Origin of the sequence: Allonocardiopsis opalescens, assembly GCF_003002095.1 — a bacterium.
Classification (GTDB): domain Bacteria; phylum Actinomycetota; class Actinomycetes; order Streptosporangiales; family Streptosporangiaceae; genus Allonocardiopsis; species Allonocardiopsis opalescens.
This window is the reverse complement of sequence record NZ_PVZC01000005.1, coordinates 548,149-567,056: the sequence shown is the minus strand read 5'-3', so window position 1 is coordinate 567,056 and position 18,908 is coordinate 548,149. Positions and strand designations below refer to the sequence as shown.

Annotated in this window: 18 protein-coding genes; 11 read left to right on the top strand and 7 right to left on the bottom strand. The window is 70.0% G+C overall.

Translation table 11 applies throughout. The features are described from left to right. Window positions 1-144: 144 nt before the first annotated feature. The 3 genes from CLV72_RS19500 to CLV72_RS33980 are packed head-to-tail and all read left to right on the top strand — an operon-like array spanning window position 145 to window position 2,606. Window positions 145-879: a helix-turn-helix domain-containing protein gene (locus CLV72_RS19500; RefSeq protein ID WP_106248300.1), complete on the top strand. Its 735-nt coding sequence runs from the start codon at window positions 145-147 to the stop codon at window positions 877-879. 18 nt (window positions 880-897) lie between these two features. Beyond that, complete coding sequence (locus CLV72_RS19495) at window positions 898-1,374, top strand: NUDIX hydrolase (protein ID WP_106248297.1); 477 nt, start codon at window positions 898-900, stop codon at window positions 1,372-1,374. 17 nt (window positions 1,375-1,391) lie between these two features. Beyond that, entirely contained in the window at window positions 1,392-2,606 is a 1,215-nt protein-coding gene (locus CLV72_RS33980) for a restriction endonuclease (protein WP_106248294.1), read from the top strand. 65 nt (window positions 2,607-2,671) lie between these two features. Here CLV72_RS33980 and CLV72_RS19485 read toward each other — a convergent pair whose 3' ends face one another. The 3 genes from CLV72_RS19485 to CLV72_RS33975 all read right to left on the bottom strand — a co-directional run bounded on the left by CLV72_RS19485 (window position 2,672) and on the right by CLV72_RS33975 (window position 4,751). Next, the gene (locus CLV72_RS19485; RefSeq protein WP_106248291.1) at window positions 2,672-3,226 is read right to left on the bottom strand and encodes an HD domain-containing protein; all 555 of its coding nucleotides are present in this window, start codon (window positions 3,224-3,226) and stop codon (window positions 2,672-2,674) included. 10 nt (window positions 3,227-3,236) lie between these two features. After that, entirely contained in the window at window positions 3,237-4,244 is a 1,008-nt protein-coding gene (locus CLV72_RS33820) for a GntR family transcriptional regulator (protein WP_342755675.1), read from the bottom strand. 126 nt (window positions 4,245-4,370) lie between these two features. After that, window positions 4,371-4,751, bottom strand: coding sequence for a BldC family transcriptional regulator (locus tag CLV72_RS33975; protein ID WP_425428084.1), 381 nt, complete (start codon window positions 4,749-4,751; stop codon window positions 4,371-4,373). 569 nt (window positions 4,752-5,320) lie between these two features. On the opposite strand from CLV72_RS33975, the gene CLV72_RS19470 reads away from it, so the two are divergent. Further along, window positions 5,321-6,049 (top strand): helix-turn-helix domain-containing protein, encoded by a 729-nt coding sequence (locus CLV72_RS19470; RefSeq protein WP_245930310.1) that lies wholly within the window; start codon window positions 5,321-5,323, stop codon window positions 6,047-6,049. A 1-nt stretch (window position 6,050) separates the two neighbouring features. Here CLV72_RS19470 and CLV72_RS19465 read toward each other — a convergent pair whose 3' ends face one another. Continuing rightward, entirely contained in the window at window positions 6,051-6,959 is a 909-nt protein-coding gene (locus CLV72_RS19465; RefSeq protein ID WP_106248289.1) for a pPIWI-associating nuclease domain-containing protein, read from the bottom strand. Window positions 6,960-7,506: 547 nt separating this feature from the next. Here CLV72_RS19465 and CLV72_RS19460 point away from each other — a divergent pair. The 3 genes from CLV72_RS19460 to CLV72_RS19450 all read left to right on the top strand — a co-directional run bounded on the left by CLV72_RS19460 (window position 7,507) and on the right by CLV72_RS19450 (window position 10,057). Further along, window positions 7,507-8,061 (top strand): 3'-5' exonuclease family protein, encoded by a 555-nt coding sequence (locus tag CLV72_RS19460; protein ID WP_106248286.1) that lies wholly within the window; start codon window positions 7,507-7,509, stop codon window positions 8,059-8,061. A gap of 525 nt (window positions 8,062-8,586) precedes the next feature. Next, the gene (locus CLV72_RS19455; protein ID WP_146159496.1) at window positions 8,587-9,333 is read left to right on the top strand and encodes an N-acetylmuramoyl-L-alanine amidase; all 747 of its coding nucleotides are present in this window, start codon (window positions 8,587-8,589) and stop codon (window positions 9,331-9,333) included. 211 nt (window positions 9,334-9,544) lie between these two features. Continuing rightward, window positions 9,545-10,057, top strand: a complete 513-nt coding sequence (locus CLV72_RS19450) for a mycothiol transferase (protein ID WP_106248280.1) — start codon at window positions 9,545-9,547, stop codon at window positions 10,055-10,057. On the opposite strand, the gene CLV72_RS33355 is transcribed toward CLV72_RS19450, so the two are convergent. Continuing rightward, complete coding sequence (locus CLV72_RS33355) at window positions 10,029-12,578, bottom strand: AfsR/SARP family transcriptional regulator (RefSeq protein WP_106248276.1); 2,550 nt, start codon at window positions 12,576-12,578, stop codon at window positions 10,029-10,031. The two genes, CLV72_RS19450 and CLV72_RS33355, sit on opposite strands and share 29 nt — an antisense overlap. 131 nt (window positions 12,579-12,709) lie before the next feature. On the opposite strand from CLV72_RS33355, the gene CLV72_RS19440 reads away from it, so the two are divergent. From CLV72_RS19440 to CLV72_RS19430, 3 genes are all read left to right on the top strand, one after another. Then, window positions 12,710-13,480 carry an SDR family oxidoreductase gene (locus tag CLV72_RS19440; RefSeq protein WP_106248273.1) on the top strand — a complete coding sequence of 257 codons (771 nt, stop codon included), beginning with the start codon at window positions 12,710-12,712 and terminating at the stop codon, window positions 13,478-13,480. Window positions 13,481-13,617: 137 nt separating this feature from the next. Continuing rightward, window positions 13,618-14,070 (top strand): MerR family transcriptional regulator, encoded by a 453-nt coding sequence (locus tag CLV72_RS19435; protein ID WP_106248271.1) that lies wholly within the window; start codon window positions 13,618-13,620, stop codon window positions 14,068-14,070. Continuing rightward, entirely contained in the window at window positions 14,067-15,083 is a 1,017-nt protein-coding gene (locus CLV72_RS19430; protein WP_106248268.1) for an aldo/keto reductase, read from the top strand. Before CLV72_RS19435 ends, CLV72_RS19430 begins: the two co-directional genes overlap by 4 nt. Before the next feature lie 10 nt (window positions 15,084-15,093). On the opposite strand, the gene CLV72_RS19425 is transcribed toward CLV72_RS19430, so the two are convergent. Next, window positions 15,094-15,582 (bottom strand): hypothetical protein, encoded by a 489-nt coding sequence (locus CLV72_RS19425; protein ID WP_106248265.1) that lies wholly within the window; start codon window positions 15,580-15,582, stop codon window positions 15,094-15,096. 751 nt (window positions 15,583-16,333) lie between these two features. Here CLV72_RS19425 and CLV72_RS19420 point away from each other — a divergent pair. Further along, the gene (locus CLV72_RS19420) at window positions 16,334-16,843 is read left to right on the top strand and encodes a GNAT family N-acetyltransferase (protein ID WP_342755674.1); all 510 of its coding nucleotides are present in this window, start codon (window positions 16,334-16,336) and stop codon (window positions 16,841-16,843) included. A 326-nt stretch (window positions 16,844-17,169) separates the two neighbouring features. Here CLV72_RS19420 and CLV72_RS19415 read toward each other — a convergent pair whose 3' ends face one another. Beyond that, on the bottom strand, window positions 17,170-18,534 hold the full coding sequence (locus CLV72_RS19415; protein WP_106248260.1) for a CitMHS family transporter: 1,365 nt from the start codon (window positions 18,532-18,534) through the stop codon (window positions 17,170-17,172). Window positions 18,535-18,908: the final 374 nt, after the last annotated feature.

Here is an 18,908-nt window from a genome sequence, read left to right as displayed (position 1 = left end):
AATCCGGTGCTGCGGACGCTGTTTCGGCTTACGGTGATGAGCATCCGCCAGGTGAGCCGGACACGGTCAGTACCTGACTGGACGGGTGCGAGACGTCCCGGCTAGGGTGAGCGCGTCCTGAGACGTCCTACGGACACGGGGTCCATGGCGAACGAGAGGCTGCGCGCGGCTCTACTTGAGCGCGGGCTGACGCCTGCCCAGCTCGCCGAGAAGGTGGGCGTCGACCCCAAGAGCGTCGAGCGCTGGATCAACGGCCGCCTTCCGTACCGCAAGCACCGCTACACCGTCGCGGCTCTGCTCAAGGTCGAAGAGACCTACCTGTGGCCCGAAGGGCTCACCAAAGAGCAGACGGCGGCGGCGTCCGAGAGCGAGATCGTCGCCATCCACCCGCACCGCTGGGCGGTGCCGCGCGACGCCTGGTCGCGGCTGTTCTCCTCGGCCGAGAGCGAGATCGGCATCCTCGTCTACAGCGGCTTCTTCCTCGCGGACGACTCCGGACTTCTGCGTCTGCTTGCCGACAAGGCGGCGGCCGGCGTCCGCGTCCGCGTGCTGCTCGGCGACCCGGACAGCGCCGAGGTCGCCCAGCGCGGTGCGGACGAGGGTATTGGCGACGCCATGGCCGCGAAGATCCGCAACGTGATCGTCCTGTACAAGCCGCTCCGCGGCGCCGACGGCGCCGAGATCCGCCTCCACAGCACGACCCTGTACAACTCGATCTACCGGGCCGACGACCAGCTGCTCGTCAACACCCACATCTACGGCACCCCAGCGGGCAACGCGCCAGTCTTCCACCTGCGTAAAGTGGCCGGCGGTGGCATGGTGACCACCTACGTCGACAGCTTCGAACGCGTCTGGGAGGGCGCCCGCCCCCTGGACTGACCGACGACAGGGAGAGTCGTGGCCCGCAGAATCGACTACTACGACGACCCGCAGGCCCCGAAAGCCAACAGCCTCGTCCCGTCCGTGAACGTGATCGTCGTCAACGACCAGGACGAGATCCTGCTGATCCGCCGCACCGACAACGACAACTGGGCCGTCCCCGGCGGCGCCATCGACCTCGGCGAATCCCTCCCGCAGGCCGCCATCCGCGAGACCCGCGAGGAAACCGGCGTCGAGTGCGAGATCACCGGCATCTCCGGCATCTACACCGACCCCAAGCACGTCATCCTTTACACCAGCAACGGCGAAGCCCGACAGGAATTTTCGATCGTCCTCACCGCCCGCCCGGTGTCCGGCGAGCCGACGCCGAGCGACGAATCCAAGGAAGTCCGGTGGGTGCCTAAGACGGATCTCGCCACGTACCTCATGGATCGGTCGATGCAGTTGCGAGTCAAGCGCTATCTTGAAGATCCCCTAACACCGCATATCGGATAACTGATACATATATAGCTATGAGTATCGCTGTTGGCTCCGAGCCGCATATCCCCTTCAGAGACCTGCCGGATGCCGACCTGGTAGTGGATGCTGTCTACGCTGGTGGATCACAACGGAACGCTGGCGACGATCCGATTTCCAAACTGATACCTGGCGTCGGCAACCAGGGGGGTTTTCGCCATAGGGGATCTCCGGCGAAGGGCACGGTCCGGCTCAGTGTCCTCTACACAACTGGTGGCGAGATTGACTGGCCTGACTATCTGGATCTGGAGACCGGTACATTCACCTATTATGGCGACAATAGGACTCCGGGGAGAGATCTTCACGACACGCCCCGGTCCGGTAATATGCTTCTTCGGGATGCCTTTGCGGCTTCGCATGGCGACCCTGCTGAACGTGGCGCAGGAGTTCCGCCATTCCTCCTTTTTCAGAAGGCGTCGACAGCGGGTCGTGCTGTGCGCTTCCGGGGGCTGCTCGCTCCTGGCGGTCCAAATCTAACTTCTGATGACGAGTTGGCTGCTATCTGGCGCTCGACTGCAGGGCACCGTTTTCAGAACTATCGCGCTCGATTCACCGTACTCGACGAAGCGCGAATCTCGCGCTCATGGATCCAGCATGTTCTTGCGGGTGGAGATACACTGGAAGGCGACTGTCCGGCAGCTTGGCGGGACTGGGTTGAACGCCGCACCTATCGCCCGCTACTTGCCCCCTCCACAACTGTTATTAGGTCTAAGAAGGAGCAGTTGCCCGAGGACAGTGAGGGCCAGAAGATATTGGCGCTTATCAGAGAGTATTTCCGGGGCCGCGAGCATGCCTTCGAAGCTTGCGCGGTGGCGATCTGGCGCCTGCTTGCACCGCGGACCGGAGTTTGCGATGTGACACGTCCGAGCCGCGACGGCGGACGTGATGCCGTGGGTGAGTATATACTGGGGCCGCCGGCGAATACGATTTCCATCGATTTCGCGCTTGAGGCCAAGTGCTATGATCCTACCAATGCTGTAGGGGTGAAAGAGGCCTCACGTCTAATCTCGCGTTTGAGGCACCGGAACTTCGGGGTCCTCGTGACTACATCGTACTTCCATAAGCAGGTCCAGGAGGAAATTCGAGAGGATGGCCACCCTATATCCCTTGTGTGTGGCAGGGATATAGTTGACGTCCTTCGGCAACATGGCCGGACCACTCCGCATTCTGTGCAGCAGTGGCTTAACCAAAGCTTCCCCGATGTGTCATAAAGCGTCAGCGTATCGGGGCTTCCGACTTGGATTTATATGACCCTTCGGAGTTCATCTCTATTGAACTAGGTTGGCCGATTCGCTTGTTGCTGCTCAATGGTATGGACTGCATCAAGTAGATCCGGCTCTGCTCGCTCGATGAAGCGAAATACAACATCAGCAGGACCATAGCGCTTCTTGATCTCGGCTAGCCGCCCTTCGACCGGGAGGTGGCCGCCGTCCGGACCGGTGGTCATGTCGCAGTAGATCAGCGCTTGCCGGAGTTCCTTGGGTTGTAGTGCGAACTCCCGCGACAGTTCATCGGCGAGTCCCCGTTCGTCCGCCTCGATGAGAGCGCAAGAGTGGTGCGCCACCAGTGAGCAGAGCCGTTCGTCGGCCTGCTCGACGTCGCGGAGGTACCGGGCGCCGTCGAGCGGATGGAAGCCCGTCTTCACCAGAGCGGGCGAGTACCCGATGTCGTGCAACCAGGCGGCGGCCGTCAATAGATCGGCGTCCTGACCGGTGATCGCCCGCAACGACTCAGCCTGTTCGGCGACGCCTTGGGAGTGCGCCCAGCGGCGCGGTAGCGGTTCTTCGAGGAGGCGCCGGGCTAGGTCACGCGCCCACTGGACATGTTCCACATGTGCAAGGCTAACGTTCGGGTTCTTCAGTGACACGGACGAACCGGCCCTTGCCCGGCACCGCGACGATGAGGCCGGCGCCTTCCAGATCGGTGAGTGCTTGGCGGGCGGTGCCCCGCGACACGCGGAAGTTCCTGGCCACCGTCGCCTCGCTCGGGACAGGGTCGCCCGGTGCGAGTTCGCCGCTGTCGATCCGCGCGCGCAACTCGGCGGCGATGCGGCGGTACTGCGGTTGGGCGCCTTCGGCATCGTCGGTGCTTCCGGGCTCCCGCACAATCCGGCCGGTGCCGGGAACCGTGCGGGTGAGCCCTTCCGCCTCCAGCTCGGCCAGCGCTCGACGCACCGTGTTGCGTGCCACGGAGAACTCGGCGGACAGCGCGGACTCGGACGGAAACGGTTGCCCCGGCACGAGTTCCTTGGTCGCGATCCGCTGACGCAGGACCTCGGCGATCTGCGCGTACGCGCCCCATGCCGTCGGCCGTGGGCTCACCGCGTCATCCTCCGCCGCCTCCTGCATCTTGGTCAGCCAACAGGTACGCCGACCGACCGGCAGGGCCATACTGGCACGTCCCCGTGGCACGTCGTCGTCCCAGTGCAGTTCCGCCCAGACCAGATGTACGAAGCGGTCGCTCCGAGAGCCGAACCGCGACGCCACCAGCGAGACCAGCGCCAGTTCGCACCCGCTCATCGCGTGAGTGACCGCGTCATTGGCCTCTCGCGAGTACCGACCGGCCGGATCGTCGTATACCTCGATCCGGAATACCCCGTCACCGCCCTTCACGTGGACGTGGAACCGTCCGACCGATCGCGACGACGTACGCCAGAAGGCATGCGTCGCCAGCTCGGAGACAATGAGTTCACCGTCGTCCGCGACGGGCGTACCGGCTAGAAGGGCACGCACGAATCGCCGGGCGACGCGGACGGAGTTGACCACGGACGGAAGCGTCACGGCGGCATCGACAAGTACACCGTCATGAGATGTGTTGTCCAGGTCGATTTGAATGGGCGGCGAGTCCACGGTTCTCCAATCCTCGTTAGGAATCGCCTTGCGAAAAGGCGTTGTTATGAAAGGTTTCACACTCAGAATCAAGGCTCGCTGGGTCGAACTGGACGGGCTGTTCGGTATGGGAAAAGACCGGCTCGGTCACGGTTCTCCGTTGCCCTGCTGTCCGTGGATGTCCTGCTGGCCGAGCAGTTTGTGAACGTCCTCGGCTACGTAGCGCCGGTGTCCGCCCAAGGTGCGGATGTACGGCAACCTTCCTTGGCGCGCCCAACTGGTGACGGTCTTGGGATGCACGCGGAACAGCCGAGCGACCTCCTGGGCGGTCATCAACTCCGGTAGCTCCCCCCGCAGTTCTTCGGGCAGAGGCGGGCGATCGGGAAGGCGGCCGGGGTCAAAGTAGTAGTGGCCGCTGACGAAAAAGGCGAAAACCTGCCCGGCCTCGGCCATCTCCTTCAACGTCTCAGGGTGGCGTCCGGACAGACGGGCTGCCTCTCCCAGCGGCACCAAGGCGGGTATGGGCATACCGGGAACCTTCACATGCGAGGCACGCGCGTGCCGAAGATGAGCTATCTGATGTGGCGGCTCTTACCGAAAGGGTGCCCACCACCGTCGCGATTGCTATCCGGTGGCGTGGTCACCCTCGGGATTAGGAAGCCAGACCGGCAGGAAATTCACCGCCTTGGTAGAGGAACGGCTCCCCGAAAACCACGGTCGCTATCTACTGGTCTCCCAGTGAGCGAGATGGCGTGCGAGGCGCCAGTTCACCCCTGCCACCCGTCGCGGCAGCGGCGGCCCGGCCACAGGTCCCGCGTCGTCCGGCACTCGGCCTGTCGACAAGGCCGGCCCATCCGCGTCGGCGCTGCGACCGACCGGAGCCGCGCCGCCGCTGACGCTCCGGTCGTTCGAGACCTTCGATTGTCTTGCCACGACGTTCTCCCTACGTGCGCCGATGATCTCCGCCAACGGGGCGGCGCTTCCGGGAAGAACTCTCGTCCGGCCAGGTGGACATGGATACCTCGTCCATGCCACGCCTAGGGACGTCTTGGGACTTCTTCTGTTAGGGTCGGGAGTCCCGTGCACCGGAGGACAAGGTGAACGACGCCCTGCGCCGCGCCATGGCGGCCGCCCGCCTGACCGATGCCGACGTGGCGGCCCGCGTCGGCGTCGACCCGAAGACGGTCCGTAGATGGCTCGCTGGCCGCACGCCCCACCCGCGCCACCGGTGGGCCGTGGTCGATCTGGTCGGTGAGCCCGAATACAGATTGTGGCCAGAGGTCGAAGCGGGCACCCAACCGTTGGGCGTCCTTAACAACGGGGTGCTCTACCCCCACCGTTGGGCTGTTCCCCGTGATGTGTGGTTGCGGCACTTCGAGTCTGCCGAGAAGGAGATCGCGATTCTCGTCTACAGCGGCCTTTTCTTGGCCGAGGACGCGGGAATCCTTGCCGTCTTTGAGCGGAAGGCGCTTGCAGGCGTCATGATCCGTATCCTGCTCGGCGATCCGTCAAGTCCGCAGGTCGAGCATCGGGGTGACGAAGAACGGATCGGCGACGCGATGTCCGCCAAGGTCCGCAATGCCCTAGTGCTCTATCTCCCTATTCTTGATGAACAGCGCATACAAATTCGGCTTCATCGGACGGTGCTATATAATTCACTGTATCGTGTCGACGAGCGGTTGCTTGTTAATCAACACGTCTATGGGGTCCCGGCTGCAAGCAGTCCGGTGTTCGAAATTGACGGTCGCCGGAGTGGTGAACTGGCGAAAATCTACATCGACAGCTTTGAGAAGGTTTGGGAGTTGGGCGTTCCATTTCCTGTATAACTTAAGGCTCGCTGACCACTCGATGCAGGAAGGAGATGGCTGACTCGACGCGTGTGCGGATCGCCGTTAATTCCGTAATTGTGAACCGGCCTGCGTGGCCGTGCGTGCCATCGTTGAAGGTTCGGAACAAGGATAGCAAATTGTTTACGTCCTCATTCACTGCGTCAGCGATTTGCTCGGTATTGACGCCGTGTCGGCTCAGCAGGTAACTGATCTTCGCTCGACGGGTTACTGCTCCTTGCTTGGTGATCTCGCAATTCGGATCAGATTTCTTAACTTCGTCGTCAGGTGCGGAGGTGTCCAGGATTTTGACAACCACTTCGCGGGCGCTGGTGCAAAAATGGCGGGCTGCGTCAGGATTGGCAGGGCTAAGTGAAAAAAGCGCTCCGGTCCACCGCTGCACAAGATCGTTTCCGAACGTCGAGAGTTCAACTGTCATGCTTGGAGCGCGCAAGTCCGCTTCGCTTAGGTCGTCCTGGGGTGAGCCGTCCCCGTCTAGGGCATTGACTAGGTAGACGCTGTTGGCGGCTTCGTCGCTGACGAGGTTGAGAAGATGCTCTTCCGTGGGGCTGAGACTCTGGGTGGCGAGCGAGGCGTCGACGGAATTGTAGGTACGGACGAAGCTTTGCGTCGACGTACGTACGTTTGTGAATGTGGAGCCAGTCGGACGAGAGTTCAGGCGCCGGATTTCCTGGTCTAGTCGGTGACGTTGGCTCTCAATCTGCCGATTGTGGGCGCGAGCCTTGGAGTTGTAGTTGCGCACCTCCCGGTTGTAGTCGTCCACCGCCTTCTTCACAGCCGCATTGTACTTGCGGGCCTCGCGGTTATAGTTACTGATCGCTTGCTTCTGCTTACGCTGAGCCTTCTGTAGCGCTGCCCTCAACTGGGCCGGAGTCATCTTGCGTACCATTTCACCAGTATGAGTTCGACCACCGACACTGCGGGGACCAGTTGGGGACGGTCTGACACTGACGCAGCGCACCAGCCTGCGGACGTGATGTGTGACCACCACTGGGGGCGGCGAATCGCCCACCAAACTCGGTGCTCCCGCCTGTGACGCAATATGCGACAGGGGTGTTTCATGTTCGACTGCCTGGACAGCGTCGATGTGCTGCGAATAGCTGCAAGGAGGATGCATATCGAGCGTGCGCGGTGCACATCCGGTGCACATGCGGCCGAGAGACGTCGAGTATCCGTGAGAGATCATGAGACCGTCAGCCCAGCTCACCGGCCGTCCGGCCGCTCGCCCGCTGATCGCCGAAGTGGTCGAACGGATCAGAAGGTTGGGGGTTCGAATCCTCCCGAGCGCGCAGGGTTTGACCAGGGCGTTTCCCTTAGTGGGGGAGGCGCCCTGAGTCGTTTTCGAGGCCCGGTGCAGCAACAGCTACAGCAGGCAGCTCGGGTTCGCGGCGGTCGGCCGGCTCCAGCCGGGTGGGCGAGTTCCGAGAGGCGGCACGATGACGCGCGTCTACTACGACACCGAGTTCATCGAGGACGGGCGGACCGTCGAGCTGATCAGTATCGGGATGGTCCGTGAGGACGGGGCCGAGTACTACGCCGTCGCGCGGGACGCCCCGTGGGAGCGGGTCAGGGAGGACGCGTGGCTGATGGCGCACGTCGTTCCGTCGCTGCCGCGGGCGGAGGGCGGCGGGTCTGGCCGGGAGCCGGGTGAGTGGCCCGGGATCGACCTCGGCGATCCCTGTGTGAAGCCGAAGAGCCTGATCGCCGAGGAGGTCGCGGGCTTCGTGCTCGGGGTCGAGCGGCCGGAGTTGTGGGCGTGGTACGGCCCGTACGACTACGTGGTGACGGCGCGGCTGTTCGGCTCGTTCCAGGACCGGCCGCCGGGGTGGCCGATGTTCGCCTTCGACCTGAAGCAGGAGGCCGTCCGGCTGGGCGACCCACGGCTGCCCGAGCAGGAGACCGGCCTCCACAACGCGCTGGCGGACGCCCGCCACAACAAGGTGGTCGGCGAGTTCCTGCTGCGCCGCGCCGAGGAGGACGGCCGCGTCTGACGGCCCGCGCTCGGGCGAGCGGGCCGGTCGGACGGGAGACGGCTCAGACGGCTTGGGCGGACCGGACGCGGCTTGGGTCGACCGGACGGACCAGTGGACGCCGGGGACCTGATGGACCGGACGGACTGGGGGACCGAGGGGCCAGATGGACCGGTGGACCTCGTGAACCGGGCGGACCGACTGGACCAGCCGGACCGGGGGACCGGATGGGCCAGGGGACCAGCCGGACCGGGGGACCGAGCGGCCTCGCGGGGTGTCCTGTTCAACGGAGGGCCCCTCGCGTGGGTCGGACATGACCGATCCGGACACAGGTCCTACCGCCGACGACCCGCCCGTGCCGAACCGTTACCGCGCGCCGGCCGCCGCCGGACGCGCGAGCGTCTGGCCCCGTTACCGCGCCGATGACCGGCACATACGCCGATCGCGGCTTTGCCGGGGCGGCTGCCGGGTACCCAGCACGCACCGGCCGCGGTCCGGCGCCCCGACCCGATCGCCGCGGTCGGCCGAACCGGCCTGGAGGTCGCCATGGCCCGTATGCCGGGCGCCCAGTGGCGCCCGATCTCCATCAACCACTCCAACGGCGGCTGCGCGCCGCGGCTGGTGATCCTGCACATCATCGTCGGCTCCCTGAACGGCGCCGATTCCTGGTTCCGCAATCCCGACTCCCGCGTCAGCGCCCACTTCGGCACCGGGAGGGACGGCCGCCTGATCCAGTGGGTCGACACCTCCGACCGCGCCTGGGCGAACGCCGGCGCGAACGGCTACGCGGTGTCGATCGAGAATGAGGGCGACGCCGACGACGCGCTGACCGACGCCCAGATCGACCGCTGCGCCCAGGTGCTGGAGTGGGCCCACCGCGTCCACGACGTCTCACTGGCCGTCACGAACAACCCCGGCGGCAGCGGCCTGGCCTACCACAGCATGAGCCCGTCGTGGTCCCTCGGCGGCACCGCCTGCCCCGGGAGCCGCGTCATCGCCCAGCGCGCCGAGATCGTCCAGCGCGCCCGCAGCATCGGAGACGACATGCCCCTCAGCAACGAGGACCTCAACCGGATCCGCGCCATCGTGCGCGACGAGGTCGACCGCCGCATCGACGACATCGCCGACGCCGTGTGGCGCCGCGACCTCCAGGACCGCGACACCCCCGACACCGCCGACCGCAGGCCCGCCGGCACCCTCGTCGAACGCATCGCCGCCCACACCTACACCCCCGACGAACTCGTCGAACTGGTCCGCCGCGCATCAGAACCCGGCCAGACCACCGACGGCTGAACCCCGCCCCCCACCACCCCACCACCCCACCAAGCCCCGGCGCCCCCGGGGCTGACCTATGTCCGTTCGGGCGGCGGAGCGGTCGAACGGACGGGTACCCGCCCGTCTCAGGAGGTGCCCACTCAGCCGCGCCCCGGACCGGTTCGTGCGCCGTGGGGCTCGGCATGCGAGGCTGGCGGGGGATCGGTCGTTCGGGTGAGGGAAGGGCGCTATGGGCGCGAGTTCGGACTTGCTGGTCGACGCGTTCGGGCGGATTCAGGGGGTCGTGCACGGGGTGCTCGACGGGGTGACCGGTGAGGAGTTGACGGCGCGGGTCGATGGCGGGGCGAACACGATCGCCTGGCTGGTGTGGCATCTGACGCGGATCCAGGACGACCATGTCGCCGGGGTGGCGGGGCGGCCGCAGCGGTGGACCGACGACGGCTGGTACGACCGGTTCGATCTGCCGTTCCCGCCTCGGGCGCTCGGGTACGGGGACTCCTCGGCCGATGTGGCCGCCGTCCGCGACGTCGCTCCCGAGCTGCTGCGCGGCTACCACGACGCGGTGCACGACAGCACGGTCGCGTACCTGCGGACGATCACCGATGACGACCTGGCGCGCGTCGTCGACAAGGGCTGGGATCCGCCGGTCACCCTGGGCGTGCGGCTGGTCAGCGTCGTCTCCGACGACCTCCAGCACGCCGGGCAGGCCGCGTTCATCCGCGGGGTGCTGCGGCGGCGCTGACGGACGGGTGCGGCCGGTCCGCGCCGGTGTCCGGGGCGCCCGCGACGCGGTCGCGGGCGCGGCGGGCCTCGTGGTGGCGGCCGCGGAGGGTCCAGTAGCGGGTCAGCGACGAGACGAGGGTCTGTGCGGCGCGGTGGTCGCCGTCGGCGAGGGCGGCGTCCAGGGCGGCGCGGAGGTTGGCGGACTCGGCGTCCAGGCGGCGGAGCCAGCGGTCGCGACCGGGGCCGTCGAGGCGGGTGCCGGCGGCGGCGAGGCGGGTGTAGTGCCCGCGGTGGCGGCGCCGGACGGCGTCCAGCTCGCCGGCCTCCCGCATCCGGTCCACGCCGTAGGCGGCGATGGACTCCAGCAGCCGGTACCGGGGGCCGTCGGCACCCGGCACCACCGCGACCAGGGAGCGGTCCACCAGCCGCGTCAGCAGGCCCAGCACGTCGGCACTCGCCACCGGGCCGCCGGCGCACACCTCTTCGGCCGCGGCCAGGACGCAGCCGTCGGCGTGCACGGCGAGCCGGCGCAGTACGGCGCGCTCGGGTCCGGTCAGCGGCTCGCAGCTCCAGTCGATCACCGCCTGCAGGCTGCGCTGCCGGTCGGGCGCGTCGCGGCTGCCGGCCGACAGCAGCCGGAAACGGTCGTCGAGCCGGGCCGCCAACTCGGCGGCGTCGAGCGCGCGCAGCCGGGTCGCGGCCAGCTCCAGGGCGAGCGGGACGCCGTCGAGCCGCCGGCAGACCGCCGCCACCGCCGGTGCGCTGCGCCGGTCGAAGACGAAGCCGGGCGCCGCTGCGGCGGCCCGCTCGACGAAGAGCCGTACCGCGCCGAATCGGAGCAGCGCCTCGGGTTCCTCCTGCGCCGACGGCTCCGGCACGGGCAGCGGCGGCACCGGCCGCAGCACCTCGCCGGCCAGGGCGAGCGGTTCCTGGCTGGTCGCGAGCACCCGCAGGTCGGGCACTGCCGGCAGCAGCCGCCCGGCCAGCTCCGCGACGGGGCCGATCACGTGCTCGCAGTTGTCCAGCACCAGCAGCGTGCGGCGTCCGCGCAGGGCGGCGACGAGCCGGTCGGCCGCGGTCTCGTCCTCCTGCCCCGGGGCGTCGCCGCCGGGGTCTTCGCGCGCCTCGGTGAGCGGCCGTTCGGCCGTTCGGCCGGTCTCCGGCCGGTCCGGCGTGCGGTTCGAAAGCCCCTCGCGCAGTGTCGCGACGAGCCGGTCGGCGGCGGTGTCCCGCTCGGCGGGCGCGGTCGCGTCGCGCAGGTCGCGCAGGGCCGTGAGGAGCCGGTCGGCCGTCATGTCGGCCGCCGCGTGGCCGGGCGCGCTGGCCGCGGGTCCTTCTCGCGGGCCGTGCGCCGCCGTGATGAGCCCTGCGGCCGCTCCGCCGCCGACCGGGTGGGTGGGTTCGTCCCGTACGCCGAGGGTCTCGGCGACCAGGTCGGATACCAGGGAGACGGTCGGGGTGCCCGGGTCGGCGGCTCGGCACAGTGCGGTGAGGTCGACGATCCACACGCCGCCGGGGTGGGCCTCCGTCAGGCCGTGCGCGGCGGCCACGGCCAGCCGGGTCTTGCCGACGCCGCCGGGGCCGGTGAGAGTGACGAGGCGTTCGGTGCCGAGCAGCGCGCGGACCTGCGCCACGTCGGCGTCGCGGCCCACCAGGCGGGTCAGCGGCGCGGGCAGGTTCGTGCGCGCCCGCACCGCCGCGGCGGGCGGGGCCGCGCCCGCCGGCGTCCCGGGAGCCGGCGGGGCCGTCCACGCCGCGCCCGGGGCGGGCGGGCCCGGGCCCGGCACCAGTTCGTGGCGCAGGATCGAGCGGTGCAGGGCCGACAGTTCGGGGCCGGGATCCACGCCCAGTTCGTCGGAGAGCCGCCGCTGGAGCCCGGTGTAGGCGGCGAGGGCATCGTGCTGGCGTCCGGCCAGGTACAGCGCGCGGATGTGGGCGGCGCGCAGGCGCTCGCGCAGCGGGTGGCGCGCGGCGAGCTCGCCCAGCTCCCCGGCGAGGGCGTGGTGCTCGCCGAGGTCCAGCCGCGCCTCTGCCAGCCGCTCGACGGCCTCGAGCCGCAGCTCCTCCAGGCGGTCCGCCGCCGGGCGCAGCGCGTCGTCGTCGGCCATCCCGGCGAAGGCCGGGCCCCGCCACAGCTCCAGTGCCCGCCCGAGCAGGGCCGCCGCCTCCGCCGCCTCCGCGCGCCTGGCCCGCGCGAGCAGGTCGGCGAAGACCTCTGCGTCCACATCAGCGGCCTCGGCCCGCAGCAGGTAGCCGCCCGGCAGGTGCGGCGGCACCAGCCCGCGGCCGCCCGGTTCGGCGTCGGCGAACACGCGCCGCAGCTGCGAGACCTTGGTCTGGACGACGGCGTCCGGATGGACCGGGAGCCGCCCGCGCCACAGCGCCGCGGCCAGCCGGTCGGCCGAGACGGGACCGCGGGGGTGGTCGAGCCGCCCGGCCAGCAGTACGGCCAGCACCGTGCGCACCTTGCGTTCGGGGACGTGCACCTCGCGGCCGTCACGGGTCCAGACCGCCAGCGGGCCCAGCACTCCGAAACGCACACCGCCACAATAACCGAGCCGAACCGGACCGGCAGGCGGCCGGAAGGTCCCCAGAAGGGCGTTCGCGCACCCTGATGCGCATGGACGGCCGGCGACGGAGCCGGCCGCGCGGAGGAAGGCACGGGGAGACGATGTCCGCCAAGGGCGACTACACGGATGTGAAGGCCGTCGTGACCGGGGGCACCCACGGCATGGGCCTGGCGATGGCCCGCGCGCTGCTGGCCGGCGGTGCCGAGGTGCTGGTGACCGGCAGGAACGAGGGCAGGGTCCAGGCGGCCCGCGCCGAGCTCGGCTCGGCGGCCGCGCACGTCGTGCGCTCCGACGCGGCCGCCATGGCCGACGTCGACGCGTTCGGCGCGCAGGTCGCGGAGCGCTTCGGCGCGATCGACGCGCTGTTCGTCAACCACGGGACGGCGGCCTTCGCGCCGCTGGAGGAGGTGACCGAGGAGTCCTACGACCGGCACTTCGCCGTGAACACCAAGGGTGCGTTCTTCACGGTGCAGCGGCTCGCTCCGCTAATGAAGGACGGCGGCGCGATCGTGTTCACCACGGTCGCCAACGAGCGGATCTTCCCGGGTATGAGCGCGTACTCCGGCGCCAAGGAGGGGGTGCGCGGCTTCCTGCGGGTGCTGGCCGCGGAGTTCCTGCCGCGCGGGGTGCGCGTCAACGCGGTGGCGCCCGGCTTCATCGACACCCCGAGCATGGGGATCGGCGTCGTGTCGGCCGAGCAGCGGGAGGAGTTCATGCGCGACGCCCACGCCATGACGCCGATGGGCCGGCCGGGCTCCAGCGAGGAGGTCGCGGCCGCGGCGATGTTCCTCGCCTTCGACGCCACCTTCACCACCGGCGCGGAACTTCCCGTGGACGGGGGCTTCGCGCAGGGACTGCCGTCGGTGCGCTGACCGGCCGCCGCCCGCGCCCGGACCGGGCGCGGGCGGTTCCCGTCGCGCCCGCGCCACGTCGCGCTTGCCTGGAGTGCACTCGAACTCTCTAACGTTGAGGGGAGAGAGGACGCCGAGCCCGGAGGAGGGCGAACGGTATGGCCGTGACCGAGAGCGTGCCTACGGCGCTGCGCGTGGTGGACCGGACGATCCCGGACCGGCGGCCGGACGGCCGCGACCAGTACACGATCAGCGAGGTCGCGGCGTACACCGGCCTGAGCGTGCACACCCTGCGCTGGTACGAGCGGATCGGGCTGATGCCGCACGTCGACCGCACCAGCACCGGGCAGCGCCGCTTCAGCAACAAGGACCTCGACTGGCTCGGCTTCATCGGGAAGCTGCGACTGACCGGCATGCCCGTGGCCGGGATGCTGGAGTACGCCGACCTGGTGCGCCAGGGCGACGAGACCGTGGGCGCACGCGCCGAGCTGCTGACCGCGCACCGCGACGACGTGCGGCGCCGCATCGCCGAACTCCAGGGCACGCTCGACGTCCTCGACTGGAAGATCAACCTGTACGACGCCGCTGAGCGGAGAACTGAGGTCGGATGAGCACGGACAGGATCGGCACGGTCGAACTCGGAACCGGTGGACCCCGCGTCGGGGCGCAGGGCCTGGGCTGCATGGGCATGAGCTTCGCCTACGGGCCCGCCGACGACACGCAGTCGCGGGCCACCCTGGACCGCGCGCTTGAGCTGGGCGTCACGCTGTTCGACACCGCGGACATCTACGGATTCGGCGGCAACGAGGAGCTGCTGGCTCCGTTCGTGAACGCGCACCGCGACGAGGTCTTCATCGCCACCAAGTTCGGCAACTCCCGCAAGGAGGGCGCGCCGCTGGGCACCTGGCAGGTCCGCAACGACCCCGCCTACATCAGGCAGGCCATCGACGCCAGCCTGCGGCGGCTGCGGCTGGATCGCGTCGACCTCTACTACATGCACCGCCGCGACCCCGAGGTGCCGCTGGCCGAGAGCATCGGCGCGCTGGCCGAGCTGGTCGCCGAGGGCAAGGTCGGCCACCTGGGCCTCAGCGAGGTCACCGGCGCCGAGCTGCGCGAGGCGCACGCCGTGCACCCGATCGCGGCCGTCCAGTCGGAGTGGTCGCTGTTCACCCGCGACCTGGAGCGCAGCCTGGTGGCGGCCGCTGCGGAGCTGGGCACCGCCGTGGTGCCGTACTCGCCGCTGGGCCGGGGCTTCCTCACCGGCTCGCTGCCCGACGCGCGGGAGCTGCCCGACAGCGACTACCGCCGGATCCTGCCCAGGTTCAGCGGCGGCAACGCCGAGGCGAACGCGGCGCTGCTCGAACCGGTCCGCGCGATCGCGGCGGCGCGCGGCATCACTCCGGGCCAGGTCGCGCTCGCCTGGGTGCACCAGCGGGCGGCCGTGCACGGCGTCACAGTGGTGCCGATCCCGGGCACCCGCCGCCCCGAGCGGCTGGAGGAGAACCTGGCGGCCGTCGGGATCGAGCTGACCCAGGATGAGCTGGACGCGCTCGAACCGATCGCGTCGAAGGTCGCCGGCGACCGCTACGCGGACATGTCGACCACGTCGACCGCACGCGAGTAGCGGGACGGGATCAGCCGGGCTCGGGGCCGGCGGGGCGGAACGGCAGGCCGAGGCGGTCGGCGAGCGCGCGTCCCGCCTCGCCGGCCGCGGCCGCCTCGGGCCACGGCGGTACGGCGCCGTTGAAGATCCGCAGGTCGGAGCCGTGGCGGAACCGCGCCAGCACCACCGCGGTGGGCGGGTCGGCCAGCACCGCGAGCAGCAGCACGAACCAGCCGGCGGTGTCGCCGTCCCAGGCCGTCTCGATCCGCACCGCCCGGCCGGGCAGCCGGCGGACGCGTTCGGCCAGCGCTTCGGTGTCTTCGGGCGGCTCGGGCGGTGCTGACGGCACCCCCAGCGCCCGGTAGCGGCCCGCCACGGCGTCCATGCAGTCGCCCAGCCGCGCGCCGCTCGCCGTCCGCAGCGTCCGGACCGCCTCGAACCGGCGGCCGGACCGCACCAGCGCGTCGATCCGGTCCCGGTCCGGCCCCGGCAGGGCCTCCCACAGGTCGTGGCCGTCCATGCCGGGCACCATAGCGGGGCGCGGGCGGACGGACGGGGCGCGGCCGGGCCTGCGTCCAGTGGTCCGCCCCAGTGGTGGACCGCGACGTCGTGGGACGCCCGGCGCGTGGGCCCGGTCGGTTATCCGCGTCGAGCCGATCGGCTCGCCCCGGCCGGGCGGGGCACCGACCGGTTCGGGATCGTCGCGGCGGCTGGACGCGCGGACCGCGAGCAGACCGCCGGGACGTGGTGTGCCTCGTGCGGCGGGTCGACGGAGCGGGCAGGTGGGCCCCATGGAACGGCCCCATCGAACGGCGCCGTCCGGGACGGCGGCCGCACGGCGTCGGCCCGCAGGGCGCTCCGGGGGCGCGAACGACGTGCCGGGTCCGGTCGACGGCCACGGCCCGCGCGGCGCGGTCGGTCGGCCGGGCGCGCGCCCGTGTTGACGTCGACCGCCCGCGCACACCTCGGCGGCGCGGCGCCGCGTCGCGTCGGCGGGCACGCGCCGCGGAGCGCGAAACGCTCCACCGCCTGGTCGGCCGCGAGGCGGCCCGGGCCGGTGTCGCGGCCGCCCGGACGGCTCCGCACTGGAGCGTCGTACGCGGCTGGTCGCCCAGGACGGGAGTAGGCCGGGCGCGGAGCACACGGCGCCTGGATCGAGCGGCCGGGCGGCACGGCGGTGGTCCGGCGGCCCTGGTCAGCGCCTCGTTCGGACGTTCCGAGCGCTCGAAATTCGATGGAGCGACCGGAAGGGGGCCGTCCATAGTGTGCTCATGGACCAGACCTCTATGCTCCCCGCCGCACCCGTGATCCGCCCCGCCGTGCCGGCCGACGTGGACGTACTGCACCGGTTCATCCTCGAACTGGCCGAGGCGGAGGAGCTCCCCGGCCAGGTCACGGCGCGGCCCGGCGATGTGGCGGCGGCGCTGTTCGGCGCGCGTCCGGTGGCCGAGGCCGTCCTGGTGGAGGTCGGCGGCGAGCCCGTGGGCTTCGCGCTGTTCCACCCCACCTACAGCACCGTCGTCGGACGCCCCGGTATCCACCTGGCCGACCTCTACGTACGCCCCGAGCACCAGGGCGGCGGCCTGGGGCGGGCGCTGGTCGCGCACGTCGCCGGGCTGGCGGTGCGGCGCGGCTGCGCCCGGCTGGAGTGGTGGGTGCTGCGCACGAACGAGTCGGCCCTGGGGTTCTACCGCCGTCTGCACGCCCGCGCTCTGGACGAGATCGCGGTACTGCGGCTCGACGGCGACACACTGGCCGAGCTGGCGTCGTCGGCGGGCTGACCGGCGCGGCCGCCGGTTCCACGCGGGCGGCGGGGCTTGTGCGCGGCCGTGCCGGATGGACGGCGCCGTCCCACCGAATGCCCGGGTGTGCGGGATCGCGCCGAAGGGTGCTGCTCCCGTCCGGAGGGCGCGTTCGGCCGACCGCGCCGATGGCAGGGCGGGACGCCATGCGGACGACTGCCTCGCCGGGCGCTCGCGACGGCGCCCGGCGGCCCTCGGGCGCTGAACGCCGGCCCGGCGAAGCGGTTCGGTACGGGAGCTTCGCCGCCCGGCGCCTGGTGGTGATGCGGTCGGTACGGATGTCCGCATGCGGGGCGGGCGGGGCGTCAGAAGGTGACCGTGATGGCGCCGGTCAGCAGGGAGACGGCCGTCATGACCAGGGTGGTGCCGAAGGCCCAGCCGAAGACCTTGCGCTGGTGCTCGCCGAGCTGCACTCCGGCCATGCCGACCAGGATGAAGGTGGCGGGGGTGAGCGGGCTGAGCGGGAAGCCGGTGGTCATCTGGCCGAGGATCGCGGCGCGGCTGATCTCGGCGGGGTCGTGGCCGAAGTGGGCGGCGCTCTCGGCCAGTACGGGCAGTACGCCGAAGTAGTAGGCGTCGGGGGTGAAGACGAGGCTCAGCGGCATGCTGGTGAGTGCGACCAGCAGCGGGAGGAAGCCGCCGAGGGCGTCGGGGATCAGGGCGACGAGGCCCTGCGCCATCGCCTCGATCATGCCGGAGCCGTTCAGGATGCCGGTGAAGACTCCGGCCGCGAAGATCATCGTGGTGACGAGGACAACGTTCTTCGCATGCCGGTTCAGCAGCTGGTGCTGGTCCTCCCAGCGCGGCATGTTGACGACGAGGGCGACCGCGAAGGCGATCATGAAGAGCACCGGCAGCGGCAGCACCTCGACGACCAGCGAGACGATCAGCGCCACGGTGAGCAGGGCGTTGAAGGCCATCATCAGCGGGTGCGGGCGGGGCCGGTCGGTGGGGGCGCCGTCGTCGTCGGGGGCGCCGGCCGGGGCGGCGGGTGCGTCGGAGGTGTCCGCGGCGCCGCTCGCGGTGCCCGCGGGCACGGTGAGCGGCGCTCCGGCGGCGGCCAGCCGGATGCGCTCCTTGCGGCCGAGCCAGAAGGCGCTGAACAGGACCCAGGCGATCCCGGCGGCCATGGCGGGCAGCACGGGGGTGAAGACCTCGGCCGACGTGAGGTCGAGGGTGGCCAGCGCGCGGGCGGTGGGGCCGCCCCAGGGGATCATGTTCATCACGCCCGCGCCGAGGCAGACGACGGCGGTCAGCAGCAGCCTGCTCATGCCGAGCCGCTGGTAGATCGGGAGCATGGCCGAGAGCGTGATCAGGAAGGTCGACGCGCCCTCGCCGTCGAGCGCGACGACCATGGTGAGGACGGCCGTGCCGACCGTGATGCGCATCGGGTCGCCCTTGGCGAGCTTCAGCACGCCGCGGATGATCGGGTCGAACAGGCCGACGTCGATCATCAGGCTGAAGTAGAGGACCGCGAAGGCGATCATGATCCCGGTCGGCGCGACCGTGGTGAGCCCGTCGAGCACGAAGGTGCCCAGTTCGGGGCCGAAGCCGCCGATGAGTGCGAAGGGGATGGGCACCAGCACGAGGGCGACGAGCACGCTCACCCGCTTGGTCATCACCAGGGCGAGGAACAGGCCGATCGTGGCCAGGCCGAGCGCCGCAACCATAGTGTTCCCACCTTCTGACCCGGGATGTTGCGCGGATCACGTCCGCGTTTCGCACGAGTGTCCGCGCTGGGACTATCACTTGTCCAACATCAAAGTCCGATAGATCCATGCGGTTGGTGCATCAATGTGGGGTGGGCGGCGGGGTTGGCGCTGAGGTTCGTGCGTCGGTGCCGGGAGTCCGGTGTGACCGGCGGTGGGCGGCGCCGAGGGTCCGGCGCTTACTACGTCGGGCGGAACGATCGCAAGCGCACCGCGTCCCGCCCTGTGGACGACGCGCACGTTATCCACAGCCCTACTCCGGGGCTGTCGGGGCCCACGCTGGGACGGGGAGAATGGATATCGGGGAGTCCCCCGGGTGGGAGGGGGATTGACTT

What these genes read in the sequence shown, in the direction of transcription:
- CLV72_RS19455 (WP_146159496.1), top strand. Translation starts at nt 8,587, where the DNA reads ATGGCCCGTATGCCGGGCGCCCAGTGGCGCCCGATCTCCATCAACCAC.
- CLV72_RS19415 (WP_106248260.1), bottom strand. Translation starts at nt 18,534, where the DNA reads ATGGTTGCGGCGCTCGGCCTGGCCACGATCGGCCTGTTCCTCGCCCTG.
- CLV72_RS19500 (WP_106248300.1), top strand. Translation starts at nt 145, where the DNA reads ATGGCGAACGAGAGGCTGCGCGCGGCTCTACTTGAGCGCGGGCTGACG.
- CLV72_RS19425 (WP_106248265.1), bottom strand. Translation starts at nt 15,582, where the DNA reads ATGGACGGCCACGACCTGTGGGAGGCCCTGCCGGGGCCGGACCGGGAC.
- CLV72_RS19430 (WP_106248268.1), top strand. Translation starts at nt 14,067, where the DNA reads ATGAGCACGGACAGGATCGGCACGGTCGAACTCGGAACCGGTGGACCC.
- CLV72_RS19465 (WP_106248289.1), bottom strand. Translation starts at nt 6,959, where the DNA reads ATGGTACGCAAGATGACTCCGGCCCAGTTGAGGGCAGCGCTACAGAAG.
- CLV72_RS19435 (WP_106248271.1), top strand. Translation starts at nt 13,618, where the DNA reads ATGGCCGTGACCGAGAGCGTGCCTACGGCGCTGCGCGTGGTGGACCGG.
- CLV72_RS19460 (WP_106248286.1), top strand. Translation starts at nt 7,507, where the DNA reads ATGACGCGCGTCTACTACGACACCGAGTTCATCGAGGACGGGCGGACC.
- CLV72_RS19440 (WP_106248273.1), top strand. Translation starts at nt 12,710, where the DNA reads ATGTCCGCCAAGGGCGACTACACGGATGTGAAGGCCGTCGTGACCGGG.
- CLV72_RS33980 (WP_106248294.1), top strand. Translation starts at nt 1,392, where the DNA reads ATGAGTATCGCTGTTGGCTCCGAGCCGCATATCCCCTTCAGAGACCTG.
- CLV72_RS19450 (WP_106248280.1), top strand. Translation starts at nt 9,545, where the DNA reads ATGGGCGCGAGTTCGGACTTGCTGGTCGACGCGTTCGGGCGGATTCAG.
- CLV72_RS33975 (WP_425428084.1), bottom strand. Translation starts at nt 4,751, where the DNA reads ATGCCCATACCCGCCTTGGTGCCGCTGGGAGAGGCAGCCCGTCTGTCC.
- CLV72_RS19420 (WP_342755674.1), top strand. Translation starts at nt 16,334, where the DNA reads ATGGACCAGACCTCTATGCTCCCCGCCGCACCCGTGATCCGCCCCGCC.